Source organism: Sphaerisporangium sp. NPDC005288 (assembly GCF_040607475.1).
GTDB classification, from domain to species: Bacteria; Actinomycetota; Actinomycetes; order Streptosporangiales; family Streptosporangiaceae; genus Sphaerisporangium; species Sphaerisporangium rhizosphaerae.
The window spans coordinates 309,794-323,812 of sequence record NZ_JBEXGT010000004.1 but is presented as its reverse complement, the minus strand read 5'-3'; the positions used below and the strand labels follow the sequence as shown (position 1 = coordinate 323,812).

General features: G+C 67.8%; 13 protein-coding genes and 1 pseudogene. 8 read left to right on the top strand and 6 right to left on the bottom strand.

The annotated features are described in order from the left end of the window. Positions 1 to 151 precede the first annotated feature (151 nt). Both ABZU32_RS06525 and ABZU32_RS06520 read right to left on the bottom strand, forming a co-directional pair. Positions 152 to 1,687, bottom strand: coding sequence for an ISL3 family transposase (locus ABZU32_RS06525; protein ID WP_354918012.1), 1,536 nt, complete (start codon positions 1,685 to 1,687; stop codon positions 152 to 154). Between the two features lie 29 nt (positions 1,688 to 1,716). Beyond that, positions 1,717 to 2,364: a hypothetical protein gene (locus ABZU32_RS06520; protein ID WP_354918010.1), complete on the bottom strand. Its 648-nt coding sequence runs from the start codon at positions 2,362 to 2,364 to the stop codon at positions 1,717 to 1,719. A gap of 190 nt (positions 2,365 to 2,554) precedes the next feature. Between ABZU32_RS06520 and ABZU32_RS06515 the strand changes: the two genes are divergently transcribed. The 3 genes from ABZU32_RS06515 to ABZU32_RS06505 all read left to right on the top strand — a co-directional run bounded on the left by ABZU32_RS06515 (position 2,555) and on the right by ABZU32_RS06505 (position 4,804). Further along, on the top strand, positions 2,555 to 2,791 hold the full coding sequence (locus tag ABZU32_RS06515; RefSeq protein ID WP_354918007.1) for a protein kinase: 237 nt from the start codon (positions 2,555 to 2,557) through the stop codon (positions 2,789 to 2,791). 352 nt (positions 2,792 to 3,143) lie between these two features. Next, positions 3,144 to 3,302: a hypothetical protein gene (locus tag ABZU32_RS06510; RefSeq protein ID WP_354918004.1), complete on the top strand. Its 159-nt coding sequence runs from the start codon at positions 3,144 to 3,146 to the stop codon at positions 3,300 to 3,302. Positions 3,303 to 4,147: 845 nt separating this feature from the next. Further along, entirely contained in the window at positions 4,148 to 4,804 is a 657-nt protein-coding gene (locus ABZU32_RS06505; RefSeq protein WP_354918001.1) for a response regulator transcription factor, read from the top strand. 206 nt (positions 4,805 to 5,010) lie between these two features. Here the strand turns inward: ABZU32_RS06505 and ABZU32_RS06500 are convergent, their stop codons facing one another. The 4 genes and pseudogenes from ABZU32_RS06500 to ABZU32_RS06485 form a co-directional block, all read right to left on the bottom strand. After that, entirely contained in the window at positions 5,011 to 6,171 is a 1,161-nt protein-coding gene (locus ABZU32_RS06500) for an acyl-CoA dehydrogenase family protein (protein ID WP_354917998.1), read from the bottom strand. Further along, positions 6,168 to 6,827 (bottom strand): hypothetical protein, encoded by a 660-nt coding sequence (locus ABZU32_RS06495; RefSeq protein ID WP_354917996.1) that lies wholly within the window; start codon positions 6,825 to 6,827, stop codon positions 6,168 to 6,170. Before ABZU32_RS06495 ends, ABZU32_RS06500 begins: the two co-directional genes overlap by 4 nt. Positions 6,828 to 6,859: 32 nt before the next feature. Beyond that, complete coding sequence (locus ABZU32_RS06490; RefSeq protein WP_354917993.1) at positions 6,860 to 7,312, bottom strand: MaoC family dehydratase; 453 nt, start codon at positions 7,310 to 7,312, stop codon at positions 6,860 to 6,862. A gap of 81 nt (positions 7,313 to 7,393) precedes the next feature. Next, positions 7,394 to 7,708, bottom strand: a pseudogene (locus tag ABZU32_RS06485) (transglutaminase domain-containing protein); the annotation flags it as partial. A 713-nt stretch (positions 7,709 to 8,421) separates the two neighbouring features. Between ABZU32_RS06485 and ABZU32_RS06480 the strand changes: the two are divergent. The 5 genes from ABZU32_RS06480 to ABZU32_RS06460 are packed head-to-tail and all read left to right on the top strand — an operon-like array spanning position 8,422 to position 14,006. Beyond that, positions 8,422 to 9,240 (top strand): sugar phosphate nucleotidyltransferase, encoded by an 819-nt coding sequence (locus ABZU32_RS06480; protein WP_354917991.1) that lies wholly within the window; start codon positions 8,422 to 8,424, stop codon positions 9,238 to 9,240. Continuing rightward, positions 9,233 to 10,663, top strand: a complete 1,431-nt coding sequence (locus tag ABZU32_RS06475; RefSeq protein ID WP_354917988.1) for a class I adenylate-forming enzyme family protein — start codon at positions 9,233 to 9,235, stop codon at positions 10,661 to 10,663. The genes ABZU32_RS06480 and ABZU32_RS06475 overlap by 8 nt, the downstream gene beginning before the upstream one ends. Continuing rightward, positions 10,653 to 11,966, top strand: coding sequence for a nucleotide sugar dehydrogenase (locus ABZU32_RS06470; RefSeq protein WP_354917985.1), 1,314 nt, complete (start codon positions 10,653 to 10,655; stop codon positions 11,964 to 11,966). Before ABZU32_RS06475 ends, ABZU32_RS06470 begins: the two co-directional genes overlap by 11 nt. Next, entirely contained in the window at positions 11,959 to 12,945 is a 987-nt protein-coding gene (locus tag ABZU32_RS06465; protein ID WP_354917982.1) for an NAD-dependent epimerase/dehydratase family protein, read from the top strand. The genes ABZU32_RS06470 and ABZU32_RS06465 overlap by 8 nt, the downstream gene beginning before the upstream one ends. Continuing rightward, positions 12,942 to 14,006, top strand: a complete 1,065-nt coding sequence (locus tag ABZU32_RS06460) for a glycosyltransferase family 4 protein (protein WP_354917979.1) — start codon at positions 12,942 to 12,944, stop codon at positions 14,004 to 14,006. Before ABZU32_RS06465 ends, ABZU32_RS06460 begins: the two co-directional genes overlap by 4 nt. The last annotated feature ends 13 nt before the right edge of the window (positions 14,007 to 14,019 follow it).

Sequence of the window (14,019 nt, the reverse complement as noted above, 5' to 3'; positions counted from 1 at the left end):
CCGCCCTCAACGCCTTCGCCATCACCTTCGAAGACCGCCTCACCCCGACCACCCGATAACCAACAACCGAGTTACACCGTTGGCTGGACAGACCCTCGGGTGTGTCAATTTAACGGCCCTGTCTCACTTTCGGTGGTGACGTAACGTGCTGCTATCCGAGGAGGATGCGGTGGCGTAGGAGGGTGAAGCCTGCTCGTCCGTGCATTTGGCGTGCGATGCGCTTGGTCTTGGTGTTGACGCCTTCGGTGGGGCCGTTGCTGTACGGGAGGGTGAGCGCGGCGTTCACGGCATCGCGGTCCCGTTCTAGGCCACGGGTGAAAGCGTGGAGGTGGGGCAGGTCGGTTGCGCGGACTTGGACGATCCAGCGTGAGAGCGCGTCGGCGTTTCCTGCGCAAGGTGTCAGGAGCTGAGCGAAGTTCCTGATGCCGGCGACCAGTTGGGTCATCTCAGGGCAAGTTGCGGTGAGCTTGGCGAGAAGGTCGTGGTGCTCGGTCTTGAGGTTGTCGGGCCTGGTGAGGATCATCCGGGCGAGCCGGCGCGGTGAGATGTGGCTGCGGTCGGCGTCCGCGCGGCCTTGGTTGATGTACTTGTGCAGGAGATTGAGGCAGCCGGTGAAGCCGAGGGCTTTGATCTCGTCGAAGAGGTGCCTGATGGGGACGGCGGGGTCCTCGGCGCGGCGTTTGCGCAGGTGCTCGCGGTAGGGATCGACGAGGCCGGCACGGTATTTGGGGACGCGGAGCATCCGCTCGGGCCGGTCGGCTCGCGCATAGCGTTTGACGGTGTTCAGGGCCAGTTGCAGGCGTCGTGCACATTCGAGCAGGCCCACGCCTTGGTCGAGCAGGCCGTGGACCTGGTGCCAGCGCTCAAGGGTGGTCTGCGCACGCGGCCCGTCGTAGATCGGTGCGTCCAGTGCAGTGGCCCAGCAGATGCTGTGTGCCTTCACCTCGCTCAGGGCGGCTTGGCACAGGTTGTGCCACACATGCCAGCGGTCAGCGACCTGCACCGCGTCGGGCAGGGCACGGCGGATGGCCTCGGCGTAGGTTGCCGAGCCGTCACGGCACACGACCTCGATGCCCGGATGCCCGCGCAGCCAGGCCTCCAGAGTGTCGGCCGTGCGGTCGGGCAGCACGTCGACCCGCTCATGGGTCTCGGCGTCGATCACCACGGTGGCATAGCGGTGCCGCCGGCGCAGAGCGAAGTCGTCCACGCCGATCACTCGGGGCGTCCGCCCTGTGGGCAGCGGGATGCGCAGCAGCGTGCGCAGGGCCGTGTGGCGAGACAGGCCCACCGCAAGGCCCGCCAGCAAACGCGCCCCGGCCCGGCCTGCCAACTCCCTGACCACGGTCTTGATCTGCCTGGTCAGGCGGGCCGTGCGCCGCTGATATCGCTCCAGCACTCCAGGCAGCTGCTCACGAAAGGTCTGTCGGCAGCCGCGCGTCGGGCAGATCAAGCGGCGGATTCGCACCACGACGAGCACGCGGCGGGCGTCGACCGGAACATCAGCCACGCTCCGCTCGTGATAGCCGTGCACACGCGCTGTTTCGGCTCCGCAGACCAGACAGGTGACCGATCCGCCCGGGGTTCGCGCCCGCACCCGGATCCACTCGCCCTGGTCCGCCACGTCCTCCACGACCAGAGGCGATAAGCCCGAAAACACCATACTTACGAGCTCATTGACATCACGCATGGCTCACCGTGACGCATCAAGACGTACCGTCACCACCGAATGTGAGACAGAGCCGTTGGCTGGACAGACCCCCTCTTGAGCGTCTCATGTTCTGGCAGGTCGCGTACGGCCTCGACCAAGGCAGCAACCCGCTTGTGCGGGATCAGCTGGACGCGTTCCTCCGGCAGAGAACTGACCAGGATGCTCACTACCGCTGAAGCTACGTTGACACCGCGGCGGCGGTAGCTCGCCGCGCCAGCGCGTGGAACCGGGTGATCCAGTAGGACGGCGGTTGTTTGCGCCGGTGCCAGCGTGTAGGTCAGCCGCAGGTTGCCACGCTTGACCACGATACGTTCCGGCGCGCCGTCCTTATAATGTGCACCGGTGTCGCCGGCGATGACTGGTCCCTCATCCAGGACGGCGATCTCGCTGAACTGCTCGGCAGTGACGTCGACCAGGTGTCTCAGAGTCGGCAGCCACACCACGGTGTGCCCGTGGATCATGTTGTCTTCCCATCGCGGAATCAGGTTGCCGTGGGTGACGCTGGACTTGTTCGCGGTGTTGGTGACGACAAGTTCCGTCGTCCGTACCTGCGCCGGGATGGCGAACTGGGCGTAGGCGTGCAGCAGAGTCATGCAGTCGTCCAGGCACCGTTCGGCTGGTGCCAGCCGCTCGGCCGCGGCCACGTCCATGAACAACGGCAACAGAGTCGGAAGGGTGTAGCTCTTCCCCAGTGACTGGCGCGATCAAGCCGTGAGGGAGTACTCGTCCTGGTAGCCGCTCTGGTGGACACGTTCGTGTTGCCGGGCAAGATGAAAATGCCAGAATAGGCCGGCCCAAATGCTTGACCTCCCCGGGCACGCCGCTTATTAGCAGGCCACCGGAACTTTGTGCGCGGGGCCGGCCTGCGACCTGTCGGGCGGCAGGCCGTACATCGCCGGCGAGTACGTGCCGGGGCCGAGCCTGCGCCAGGCGATCGACCGGGGACGCAGGTTCGCCGGGGACGACCAGCACAGGCTGGCCGCGGCGATCGCCACCGCGCCGACCGCCGTGCACGAGTCGGGCGTCGTGCACCGGGACCTCGAACCGGACAACGTGCTGCTCGGCGCCGACTGGCCCCGATGAGTTCGCTGACGCTCGCAGAGGTCGGGGTCAAGTGGACTGCTCCGGGCACGGTGGAAGAGGTCGACCCCCGTACCGTGATCAACCAGGCTCAGAAGCCACTCGACGCTGCCCCTCGGGCCGGTCGCACGCGTGGCGCTCGGACGCGGGCCCTGCACGCCTGCATGTACTACGCCGCGCTGCGCCCCGAAGAGGCAGCGGGACTGAAGCGCGCGAACTGCCACCCGCCGGACGAGGATGGGGCCTGCTGACCCAGGAAAAGACGTGGCCTGCGACCAACAAGCGATACACCGACTCCGGGGAAGCGCACGACGAGCGCGGCCTGAAGCATCGGGCCGATAAGGACACGCGAGCCGTGCCGATCCCTCCGGCTTTGGTCGCGATCCTGCGGGAGCACATCGACAAGTACGGCCTGGCCGACGACGGCCGGTTGTTCGCCACGAGCAAGGGTGGTCTCTACACCGCCTCGGCGATTTCGCGTGTGGAAGGAGGTTCGGAAGTAACCGGAGTTTGAACCCGCGTATTGACGCATGTGGCACCTGCGGATAGCTTCATAATAAGCGAACAACCAGGTGGCAGGGGCGCCGGTTCCTCGAAACTTTCGGAACAGGCGCTCTGCTCCAGCCCTCGATCGAGGAAAAAGCGCGACGGGGGTACCACGCTAAGTGCGGAAATGATCACTGAGGGTAGGATGACCGTCTAGAAGATCATGCACTATCTCGGGGGAGAAAGTGAATGTGGTTGGACGAGCCGCAGTTGCCCCAACTGCGGCAGCGGGGCGTCAGCCGTCGGATCGTAGGGCCACCCGAAGAATGTGGCAGCTTTCCGCGGTATCCCGCCGGCGTTCGTTCTTGACCAATGGGAAAGATCGGCCATGCGCAGCCGACGGGAACGCTGACCGCCAGACTGACTTCCCGGCGTTCTGCAGGCAGGGTGCTGATCTCGCGATGACGCCCGACGGTCGACGACTTGGGCTCTGCAAACGTCGATCGTCGCCAGTCGCAGACGCTCACCACGCTGAGGCCGCGGTTCGAGTGCCACCCGTAAGACCTTGTGTGTCGGCAACTCTCCGCTGCATACGATGTCTGCAGTACTCGAGCCATGATGATCGCGGCCCTACTGGACGCACCTCGCATTTTCTTGCGGGCGTGTCGCACGACTGCCATTGCCGTTGTGCCCCGCGGCTACCGATACCCATCTATGCGAAATACCTATGGCCGACAGAGTCGGGTGAAGTTTTTCGCGATGCCCGCATAGAAACCGACCGGAACTCTGTTAAATCGCTGGACAAACGGGGGCGGAGGAGGGCCGTGTCGTAATGTTTACGCGCGCTGGTTGTCTGGAAAGGTTTCGGGTGCAATGAACGAGATTACAGAAGGCCGGTCCTACCATCTGAACGTAGGGCTCATCATCGGGAACAAAGTGGTCGCTGCGGGTATGGAATCCCTGTTGCAGCGCCTCGACAGAGTCGACTCCATACTTTTCTGGGATTCCCGGCTGCCGCAGACATGGCCCTGGTCCAGAAAATGGGACATCCTCATCGTTGCCCTCGAAGAATGGCATCTTCTTGAGGACGTCGAGGCGCTGGACGTCGAACCCTTGCCACTCGTGCTGGTCCTCGGCGACAACATTCACGAGTATCACGCAGAGGATCTGGCCAGGCTTCCGGTCAACGGATTTCTTTCGCTGATGGATATGTCGGTCGAGACACTTGATGACGCGCTCTGCCGCGTCTCCCTGGGCGATCTGCCGCTCCCCACCTCGCTGGCCCGTCAACTCCTGGCGAGCAAGCAGGCCCCCGTCTACCTGAAACACAATCGAGCTGTGCGATTAACCTCCAGAGAGAGGGAAACCCTCTCCCTGCTCGCCGACGGCATGAGCAACAAACAGATTGCCCGAAGGCTGAGCATCTCCACCCATGGTGCGAAGCGGTTGGTGGGGTCCATCCTCCTGAAGACCGGATCGCCGAACCGCACAGCCGCGGTGGTCACCGCGATCCAGATCGGTCTCGTGTAGCACCGGGCACAACGGAAGTTCCGTGTGGTCCTGGTCCGCCGCCGGGCGGAGCAGGACCGGCTCGGCTCGCCGTCGTCGACGAGCCGGCCGCACCGACCCACGGCGAACCGGATCGGAGATCAACCTCCAGGGGCCGGGACTCCGCTGTCCGGCCTGCCGCCGATGAGGCCGACTCGTGTGCTGACCCTCGGGTTGAGCAGCCAGGCTCAGTCGATCCCGAGCTTGCCTCGGCCGAGTCCCGCGAAGACGTTGAGCCGCTGGACGTTGGTGGTGCCCTCCATGTACTCGATGCCCCTCGCATCGCGGGCCCACTTCTCCAGCAGCGGATGTTCCAGGAGGGCGCCGGGACCGAAGAATTCCGGCGCGCTCATGGTCACTTCCTCGGCGACGCGGGCCGCACGCATCTTGGCCGCGGAGGCGAGGTATCCGTCCGAGGGATCGGCGGCCACGGCCATCGCCGCACGCCGGGTCAGCTGCCGCACGGCCTCGATCCGCTGCCCCATGCCGGCCAGCCGGATCCGTTCGTCCTGACGCAGAACCCGCCGGCCCGTCAGCACGTAGTCGTACGCGGCCTGAGCTACGCCGATCCCCATGGCCGCCACGGTCGGACGCAGCAAGTTGAACGTGCGCAACCAGCCCCACATGCCGCGCCGGGTGGACGTGAGGTGCCTGCCGAGCAAGCGCTCGGCGGGCACTTCCACGGAGTCCAGAGTGATCTCGCCAAGCCGGGCAGCCCGCAATCCGAGGGTGTCCACCGGGGTGGCCGTGAACCCTGGCGACCGGGTCTCCACCAGAACCGCCCGTACCGAAAGCGGCCCCGTTCCGGTCCGGGCGAAGATCACACCCACGTCGGCCCTGGTCGCGTTGCCCACGTGGCGTTTTGCTCCTTCCAGCAGCCAGCCCGCGCCGTCGGGCCGTGCGGTCAGGGTCGTCTTCAGGTCCAACGCGGCGGAACCGCCTGCCGGTTCGGTGAGGCCGAAGAAGGTCCAGACGGGGCGCTTGCGTACATACTCGAAGAACCATTCCTTCTGTGCGTCGTCACCGAGTTCGGCGACGAGCACCCCGGCCATGGGCGCACCAGGGGCCCCGAGGAGCATGCCGAGGTCCCCCCGGGCCAGTTCCTCGAAGCACACCACCCTTTCCAGCGGGTCCATCAGGTAGAAACGGTGGCCGCCTGCTTCAAGGGGGTCGTCGTTGTACTCGGGAGGGATCTGCAGGGAGGCCAACCGGGAAAAGGCCGGGAGGTCCAGATACCGGTCCAGGGAATCGGGATGCCGGTCCGCCTCCAGCGCATGGTCCCGCAGGGAGTCGGCCCATGCGCGGGCGTGGTCGCGCAGCGCGGACAGCCGGCCTTCCAACTCGATCACGTCGCGGCTCCCGTTTCCTCGGTCGTCTGCCCGGCGTAGACGTCCCCGAGCAGTTCGGACACGTACGTCCACCGGCCGGGTCCGTCGGCCGCGAAGCCGTTCGCGCCGAGCAGCCGCAACTGCGCCCGGTCGACGCCCGTGAGCTGTCGGTGCACCAGGGCGAGCACGGCCCGGTCGGGAGCGGTGCCGGCCAGCAGCGTCCGGATCTCGGTGAGCTCGGCCGCCACATCGGCGAGCGCGCCTTTCACCAGCTGCTGGTGGAGCAGCTTGGACCCGCCGGACCACCGAGAATCGAGTGACGTCGTACAAGCGCTCAGGAGACGCTCCGACAGCCCGGCCCTCAGCCACGCCAGGCCCGTTGTCCAGTCCGTGTCCGCCTCGCTCGCGCAGACGCCCGCATGGCGCAGAGCGACCAGGCCGAACCGCGTCAACCGGGCAGGTGTGCACACATCTTCGGTCCGTGTCACCCGGTCGACGTCCGAGCCGCCGACTCGCACCCGAGTGGCGCGGTGAACGATCTCCTCTGGCGCGATCGAGTGGCCGCCCGGCCCGCAGCGCAGCACCTCACCACCCGTGCTCTGGTGGAGTGCGACCAGGGCCTGGTACGGGTCGTCGTGCCGGGCGGCATCATGGAGGCGATTCCACGAGTCGTTCACCGGGTTCTCCCTGTCGCGTTCAACGGAGGGCCTCACACGTAGTTCCGCAAGACGAGCCGTGCCACACATACGGGGACACGTCGTTCCCTCACCTCGAAGACCACCTTGAGCTTCGTCTCCACTCCGCCCCGCACGGGTTCCAGCGTTTCCAGGGCGGCACCGGCACGCAGCTCGGCGCCCACTCTGACCGGACCGAGAAAACGCACCCGGTCACAGCCGTAGTTGACGCTCATTGAAAATCCTTGCACCTCCCAGATGTCGGCCAGCAACATCGGGGCGAGCGAGAGGACCAAATGACCGTGGGCGACGGTGCCCCCGAACGTGCTCTCCGCGGCGCGCTGCGGATCGACGTGGATCCACTGGGCGTCACCGGTGAGATCGGCGAACCCTGTCACTTTTTCTTGCGTGATCAGCGTCCAGCGGCTGTACCCCAGGTGGCGTCCCACCAGTTCGCGGAGTTCCTCCGCGCCCCTCGCCGTCACCATGGGGAAATCCTCTTGACGGCATTCCGGGGGATTTCTCCGGATTTCACCTTGCGGGGAATTTGAATCATCTCCCGGCCACTCTCATCTTGTCATGCAGGAAGAATCACTTCCTCCTTTATGGGTGATGAGTGGTTCGTCGAGGTAGTCGAAGTCAAGCGACCAAAAGATACCCATGGGGACGCGGTCAGGCGGCCAGTCGGACTCGTCCAGCAGGCCCCAGCGTGCCAGGACGGTGAGGAAGAACGGGTCGGCCGGCACCCATTCACCATCCATCAGGAACTCGATCCAGAAGTGGCGGTTAGAGAAGGGCCTCGACAGGAAGAGGCCGGATGCGCACCGAACCTCGATCCCCAGCTCCTTGCCCCGGGTGGCGAGGAACTCGGCCGCCAGCCGGCAGTCCGCGAGCCCGAGTCGGCGAGGAACGCCAGATCCGTGTGCAGGTCGCGATCGGCACGTGGAAGAACTCGATCCGGGTGATCTCGTCCATCAACTGCCGGTGCGCGGCGGACAGTGAGAGGTGCCAGGCGGCGCTGCCCCGCAGAGTGACGTCCACTTCGAAGTGACGGTCTCCGAGGGCCCGTACGTCTGTCACAACAGCGCTGCGTGACACCTGCGCTGCGAGTTCGAACTCGCAGCGCCCGTCGTGCCCCGGATCCGGGCACCTCCCCTGGATGCTGACGGTGCGCCGGAGCTCCCTGTCGTGGTCCCCATCGGTCAGCGCACGGGACATCGACTTGAGGGTCTTCTGCTGTGGCGAGGGAATCCGGAGGCCCAGGACGATGTTCCGGAGATCCATCCCGTCGAAGACAGGGCCCTCTCCGTTCTTCCCAGGCCGGTGCGGCAGGCCCCTGCGAAAAAAGTATTCCAGGACGTCATCGGGTATCCGGTAGAGCGCTTCTCTCGGTCCGCCGGCTGTGAGAAATCTCTGTAGCTGTCCGGAATGCGGCGCAGCCGTTCCATGACTTTTTCCACGTCAGCCTTCGGCACTGTCACGGCGATCATGATGCCCGCCGCGGCGGACGGCAGGCAACGACCACGTTCGGGCATAGCCGTCCGCTCAGGTCCCTCGCGCGATCGCCCGAACCTTCCCTACGGCTTCGTGGGTGACGATGATTTTTCCGGCGAGACGACTTTCCGCTCCCGTGCACCTCCCGACTACTGGAGATGTGACCTTGCACGCAATCATCCTCGCCGGAGGACGTGGATCTCGGCTCGGTCCACTCACAGCCCAGATGCCGAAGCCCCTGTTGCGGCTGGGGCATTTCTCCATCCTGGAGATCACCCTACGGAGGCTGCGCGCCTGCGGTTTCTCCCGAGTGACCCTGTGTGTCTCCTACCGGGGGGACATGATCCGCCAGGAGTTCGGCGACGGCGGACGGCTCGGCCTCTTTATCGACTACTGCTGGGACCGCGACCCGCTCGGTACCGCCGCTCCGCTCCTACTGGTACGCGAGTGGGAGGCCCCCGCCCTGGTGCTCAACGGGGACGTGCTGACGTCCCTCGACTTCGCCTCCGTCATGGCAGCCCACCGGCGGAACGGCGGCCTGATGACCTTGGCCACGCATCGATTCCACGTGCCGGTCGACTTCGGCGTGCTGGACACCGCGGACGGTCGGGTGCGTGGCATACAGGAGAAGCCCCGCATCCCCGTCGATGTCGCGGCAGGCGTCCAGGTCATCGATCCAGTCATCCGGGCCTACCTGCCCGACCACGGTCAACTCGACATGCCGATGCTGGTGGCGGCGCTGATCGCCGAGGGACAGGACGTGTTCGCCCACCCCTTTGACGACCCGTGGTACGACATCGGCACCCCGGCGAGCTACGAGGCGGCCGCCATGGCCTTTCGCGTCGACCCGGCCCGCTACCTCCCCGGTGACCTGCCCGGGCTGGATGCCGAAGCGGCCTCGCACGAGGTGGCGGATGCTTGACCTGCTGCGTCACCGTGCCCGCGACACCCCCGGCCGACCTGCCGTCCAGGGGCACTTCGGGGAGACCTGGCGGACCACCACCTGGGCGGAGTTGTATGCCGCGGCCTGTACCGTCGCCGCCCGCGTCAGCTCCCTGCGTACCGGTCCCGGCCCCGTCACTCTCGTTCTCGACAACTCTGCCGCGAGCATCGCGGTCCTCGCCGGCCTGCTCTGCTGTTCTCAGGAGGTGCTCTGCGTGGAACGCGCGGGCCTCGGCCCGACTGTCGGCCAGGTGATCGCTCCGGTCGGCACGCCCGGCGTGACGCCCGGGCTCACCCATCAGGAACTGACCGAGCCTTTGGCCGGCCTCGTGCAAACACCGCCCGACGAACCGCCCCCGGGCCTAACTGCCGACGAGACGCCCCTGCTCCAGGTCACCTCCGGATCCACCGGCCCACAGCGTGTCGTCCGGCACCGCCTCTCCGCCGTCCTGCACGGAGCCGGGCTCTACCGCGACCTGTACGGCGTCACGGACCGCGACAAGATCCTGCTGCCACTTCCCTTCGCCCACTCCTTCGGTCTGGTGGGCGGGCTCACCTGCGCGCTCCTGTCGGGGGCGGTACTGCTCACCTCACCGGTGTTCAGGCTGCGTACCGTGCACGCCGCCCTCGCCTCCGGCGCGTCCGTCCTCCTCGGCACCCCGTTGCTCTACGACCTTCTCACCGCCAGCGCGGCAGAGGGGCTGGCGGCCCCGGAACTGCGCGTCGCCCTGTCCTCCGGAGGGCCGCTGGCGCCGCGTACGGCGCAGGCGGCGGAGGCCGTCCTGGGTGTGCCGGTGTCTCAGGTCTACGGCAGTACGGAGACCGGGCTGATCGCATGCCAGCGTCCCGGGGAACCCGCTGCCCCCGGCAGCGTGGGCACCGCCGCGCCGGGCGTCACCTGGCGCCTGGGCGCCGCCGAGGAGGAAGGCTGCCGGCTCATGGTCCGCACGGAGACGATGCTCGTCGGCTACCACGGTCCGCCGGGCACCGAGCCGGGCCCGGACGGCTACTTCGACACGGGCGACCTCGCCGTCGTCGACACCGCCGGACGGCTCCGTATAACCGCCCGCAAGTCCGCCTTCATCAACGTGGGCGGTCGCAAGGTCAATCCCCGGCGGGTCGAGGGGCGTGCCGAGGACCACCCCCTGGTCCGCGCGGCCAAGGCCTTCGGCAGGGCTCGGGGCAACGAGGAGGAGGTGCACCTGGCCGTCGTGGTCGAGGACCCGGACGCGATCGACGCGATCGGCATCGCCTCGTTCCTCCGGGGCGGCCTGGCCCCGCACGAGATGCCCAGCCACCTGCACTTCCTGGACCAGCTGCCCAGGACGTCCCTCGGCAAAGTCGACCTTCCCGCTCTGCTGCAGAGCGTCCTGGCAGAAACGGCGTACGACCATGGTCAGTGAACAGAATCGGTCCGACGGCTACATCGCGGTCGTAGGCCTCGGCTATGTCGGCCTGCCGCTCGCGGCATCCCTGGCAGCCCACTACCGGGTCGTCGGCGTGGACACCAATCCCGCGGTGCGCGCAGCCGTCGACAAAGGCTCGGCTCCCTTCCGCGAACCCGGTCTCGACTCCTTGCTGAGGTCGCTTCCGTCCGGTGCGCTCACCACCGCCGAGGCACTGCCGGAGACACCGCCCGACGCGGTGGTGATATGTGTCGGCACGCCTGTGCACTCAGGCTCGGCGGAGCCGGACATGACGCAGCTGAAGTCGGCCGCGGAGCATGTCGCGCAGCACATGGCGGACACGACCCTCGTCGTGGTGCGCAGCACGGTCTCCGTCGGCACCTGCCGGGGCACCGTCCTGCCGATCCTGCGCTCGGCCGTCGCATCTCCGCTGCTGGCGTTCTGCCCCGAGCGCATCATCCAGGGCCAGGCCCTGCATGAGCTGGCGTCACTTCCGCAGATCGTGGCAGGCCTCGACGGGCGGTCCGCACAGCGGGCGGGGCAGCTCCTGGCCCCCCTGGCGGCCGACCGGGTCACGGTGTCGTCGCTCGAAGCCGGTGAAATGATCAAGCTGATCTGCAACGCGCACACCGACCTGATCTACGGATTCGGCAACGAGGTGGCATTGCTGGCCGACCGGCTCGGCCTGGACGCCCACGAGCTGATCGAGAGCGCCAATCTGAGGTATCCCCGGCCGGATCTATCCCGTCCCGGATTCGTCGGCGGCAGCTGCCTGACCAAGGATCCGTACCTCCTTCTCCACGCTGCCCGCCAGAGCGGTCATCACCTGCCCATGGTCGCGGCGGCCAGAACGGTCAACGAGAGTCTTCCGGGCTATGCCGTCGAGCGCGTCACGCAGGCGCTGGAGGCCGCCGGCCATGACCCGGGCCGGGCCGCCGTTCTGGTGGCGGGCATCGCGTACAAGGGCCGCCCCGCGACGGACGACGTACGGGGTGCGGCGTCCGGTCCCGTCGCCGAGGCACTGCGCGACCAGGTGGGAGTCCTGCGTGGTCACGACTTCGAGGTGGATCCGGAGAGCATCGACCGGCTCGGTTTCCTCCCGACCGGACTGGACGAGGGGTTGCGCGACGCGCACGCGCTCATCCTGCTCACCGACCATCCGGAATACGGCGCACTGAACGCGGAGCGTCTGCTCTCGCTGATGTCCCCGTCACCGGTGGTCTTCGACATGTGGGGGAACCTGCATGCCGAACTGTCCGGGGCGAAGGGCCTCACGTACATCGGGCTGGGCCATGGCTGACCGAGTGCTGATCACCGGCGGCGCCGGGTTCATCGGGGCCCATCTGGGGCGGCGACTGGTCTCCGACGGCTGCGACGTCACCCTGCTGGACGACTTCTCGCGGGGCGTCATGGACGAGGAGCTGGCAGGGCTGTCCCGTGCGGCGCGTCTGGTCCGCCACGACCTGTCCCAGCCCATCACTGACGGCTCGCTGCCCGGCGACTTCGACGTCGTCTACCATCTCGCGGCGGTCGTCGGCGTGCGGCGGGCCCTGGACGATCCGGCGGGTGTCCTGCGCACCAACGTCCAGGCCACCGTCCATGTGCTGGACTACTGCGACCGGAACCCGCCGGCCGCCGTCTTCCTCAGCTCCACGAGCGAAGTAGGCGACGGAGCCGCGCAGCTGGGCCTGGCCGGCCTGCCCACGGCGGAGGACGCCCCGTTCGCACTGGCTCGCGTCCATCATCCGCGGGCCTCCTACGCACTGAGCAAGGCGGTCTCGGAGGCCATGCTGCATGCCCGGGCCGACCGTTTCCGGGTGCGGATCGGCCGCTACTACAACGTCTTCGGCCCCCGGATGGGCAGCGCGCACGTCATCCCCCAGTTCATCGAGAGGCTCGGGTCCGGGGTGGACCCGTTCCCGGTGTACGGCGGCGATCAGCGCAGGGCCTTCTGCTATGTCGACGATGCGGTTGAGGCGACCGTGCGCCTAACCGCCCTTCCGTCGCAGGAGCCGGTCGTGGCGAACATCGGCAACGATCGGGAAGAGATCACCATGTTCCAGCTCGCGCACAGGCTCATGGACATGACGAAGGCCCGGCGCACCGTGTCCGCCATGCCCCCGCCCTCGGCCTCGCCCGCACGGCGCCTACCGGACCTGCGGACGCTGCGGACGCTGCTGCCGTCCCTGCCGGTCACCGACCTCGACACGGGGCTCCGCGAGGTGCTGCGCTGGTACCGGCAGCGGGGATTGCCGACCGGTCTGGAGCGGACGCCATGACACCGGAGGTGGCCACGGCTGCACCGAGCGTGCTGACCGTCTTCGGAGGCCTGGGCCCCGGCGCCCTGTCGGGCGCCGAGCGCATGGGCTGGCGTACCACGGCGCACCTCGCCAGGCGCGGCCTGCGCGTGGCCGTCCTCACGGACGCTGAGCGTCCATCCGATCTGATGGACACACCGTGGCCCGTGTACAGCTCCGTGGCGGAGCTGCCTCATGACGGCCTCGGGTTCCGTCCGGACATCGTCCACGTGTACGACCTGGCCATGCCCGCCCACGCGGCGATCGGGCGGGCCCTTGCCCGGCGCTTCGACGCGCGGTTGGCCCTCACCCCCGCCTCGGCGCCCGGGGCATGGCCGGATCGTGGCCTGGGAGCGGATCTGTGCGCGGACGCGCACGTCGTGTACACGCTGACGGCGACGGAGACGCGGGCTGTCCGCTCATTGTGCGACGCGCCGGTCCGGGTGGTCGGCCTGCCGCAGGCCCCGGACCTGACCGGGCAGCCCGACAGCGGACGGTTCCGACGGGAGCACGGTCTCGCCGGGCGGATAGTGCTCTTCCTCGGCCGGAAGCTCGCCACGAAGGGATACCGGACCCTGCTCGCAGCGGCCCCGCTGGTCTGGCGACACGTCCCGGACACGACGTTCGTCTTCTGTGGGCCCGATGCGGACCCCGGGGCCGGCGAGTCCCTGCGGGAGGCGCAGGACGGCCGCATACGTGATCTCGGCGTGCTGACGGATCAGGCCAAGCATGACGCCCTGGCGGCGTGTGACGTGCTGGCACTGCCCTCCACGCTGGATGTCTTTCCCCTCGTCTTCGCCGAGGCCTGGTGGTGCGGAAAGCCCGTCCTGTCCGGCCGGTTCGAGGGGGCGGAGAACGTGGTGCGCGACGGCGTGGACGGGCTCGTGGTCGAGGCGCGGCCGGCTGACGTCGCCGACGCGCTGATCCGGCTGCTGACCCATGACGGCTTGCGGATGGCGCTGGGGGCGGCCGGGCGGTCCCGGGCGCGCGGCGGGATGGGGTGGGACCGGGTCGCCGAAGCCGTCGCGGCCGGTTACGGGTGACCGAGAGGAGAGG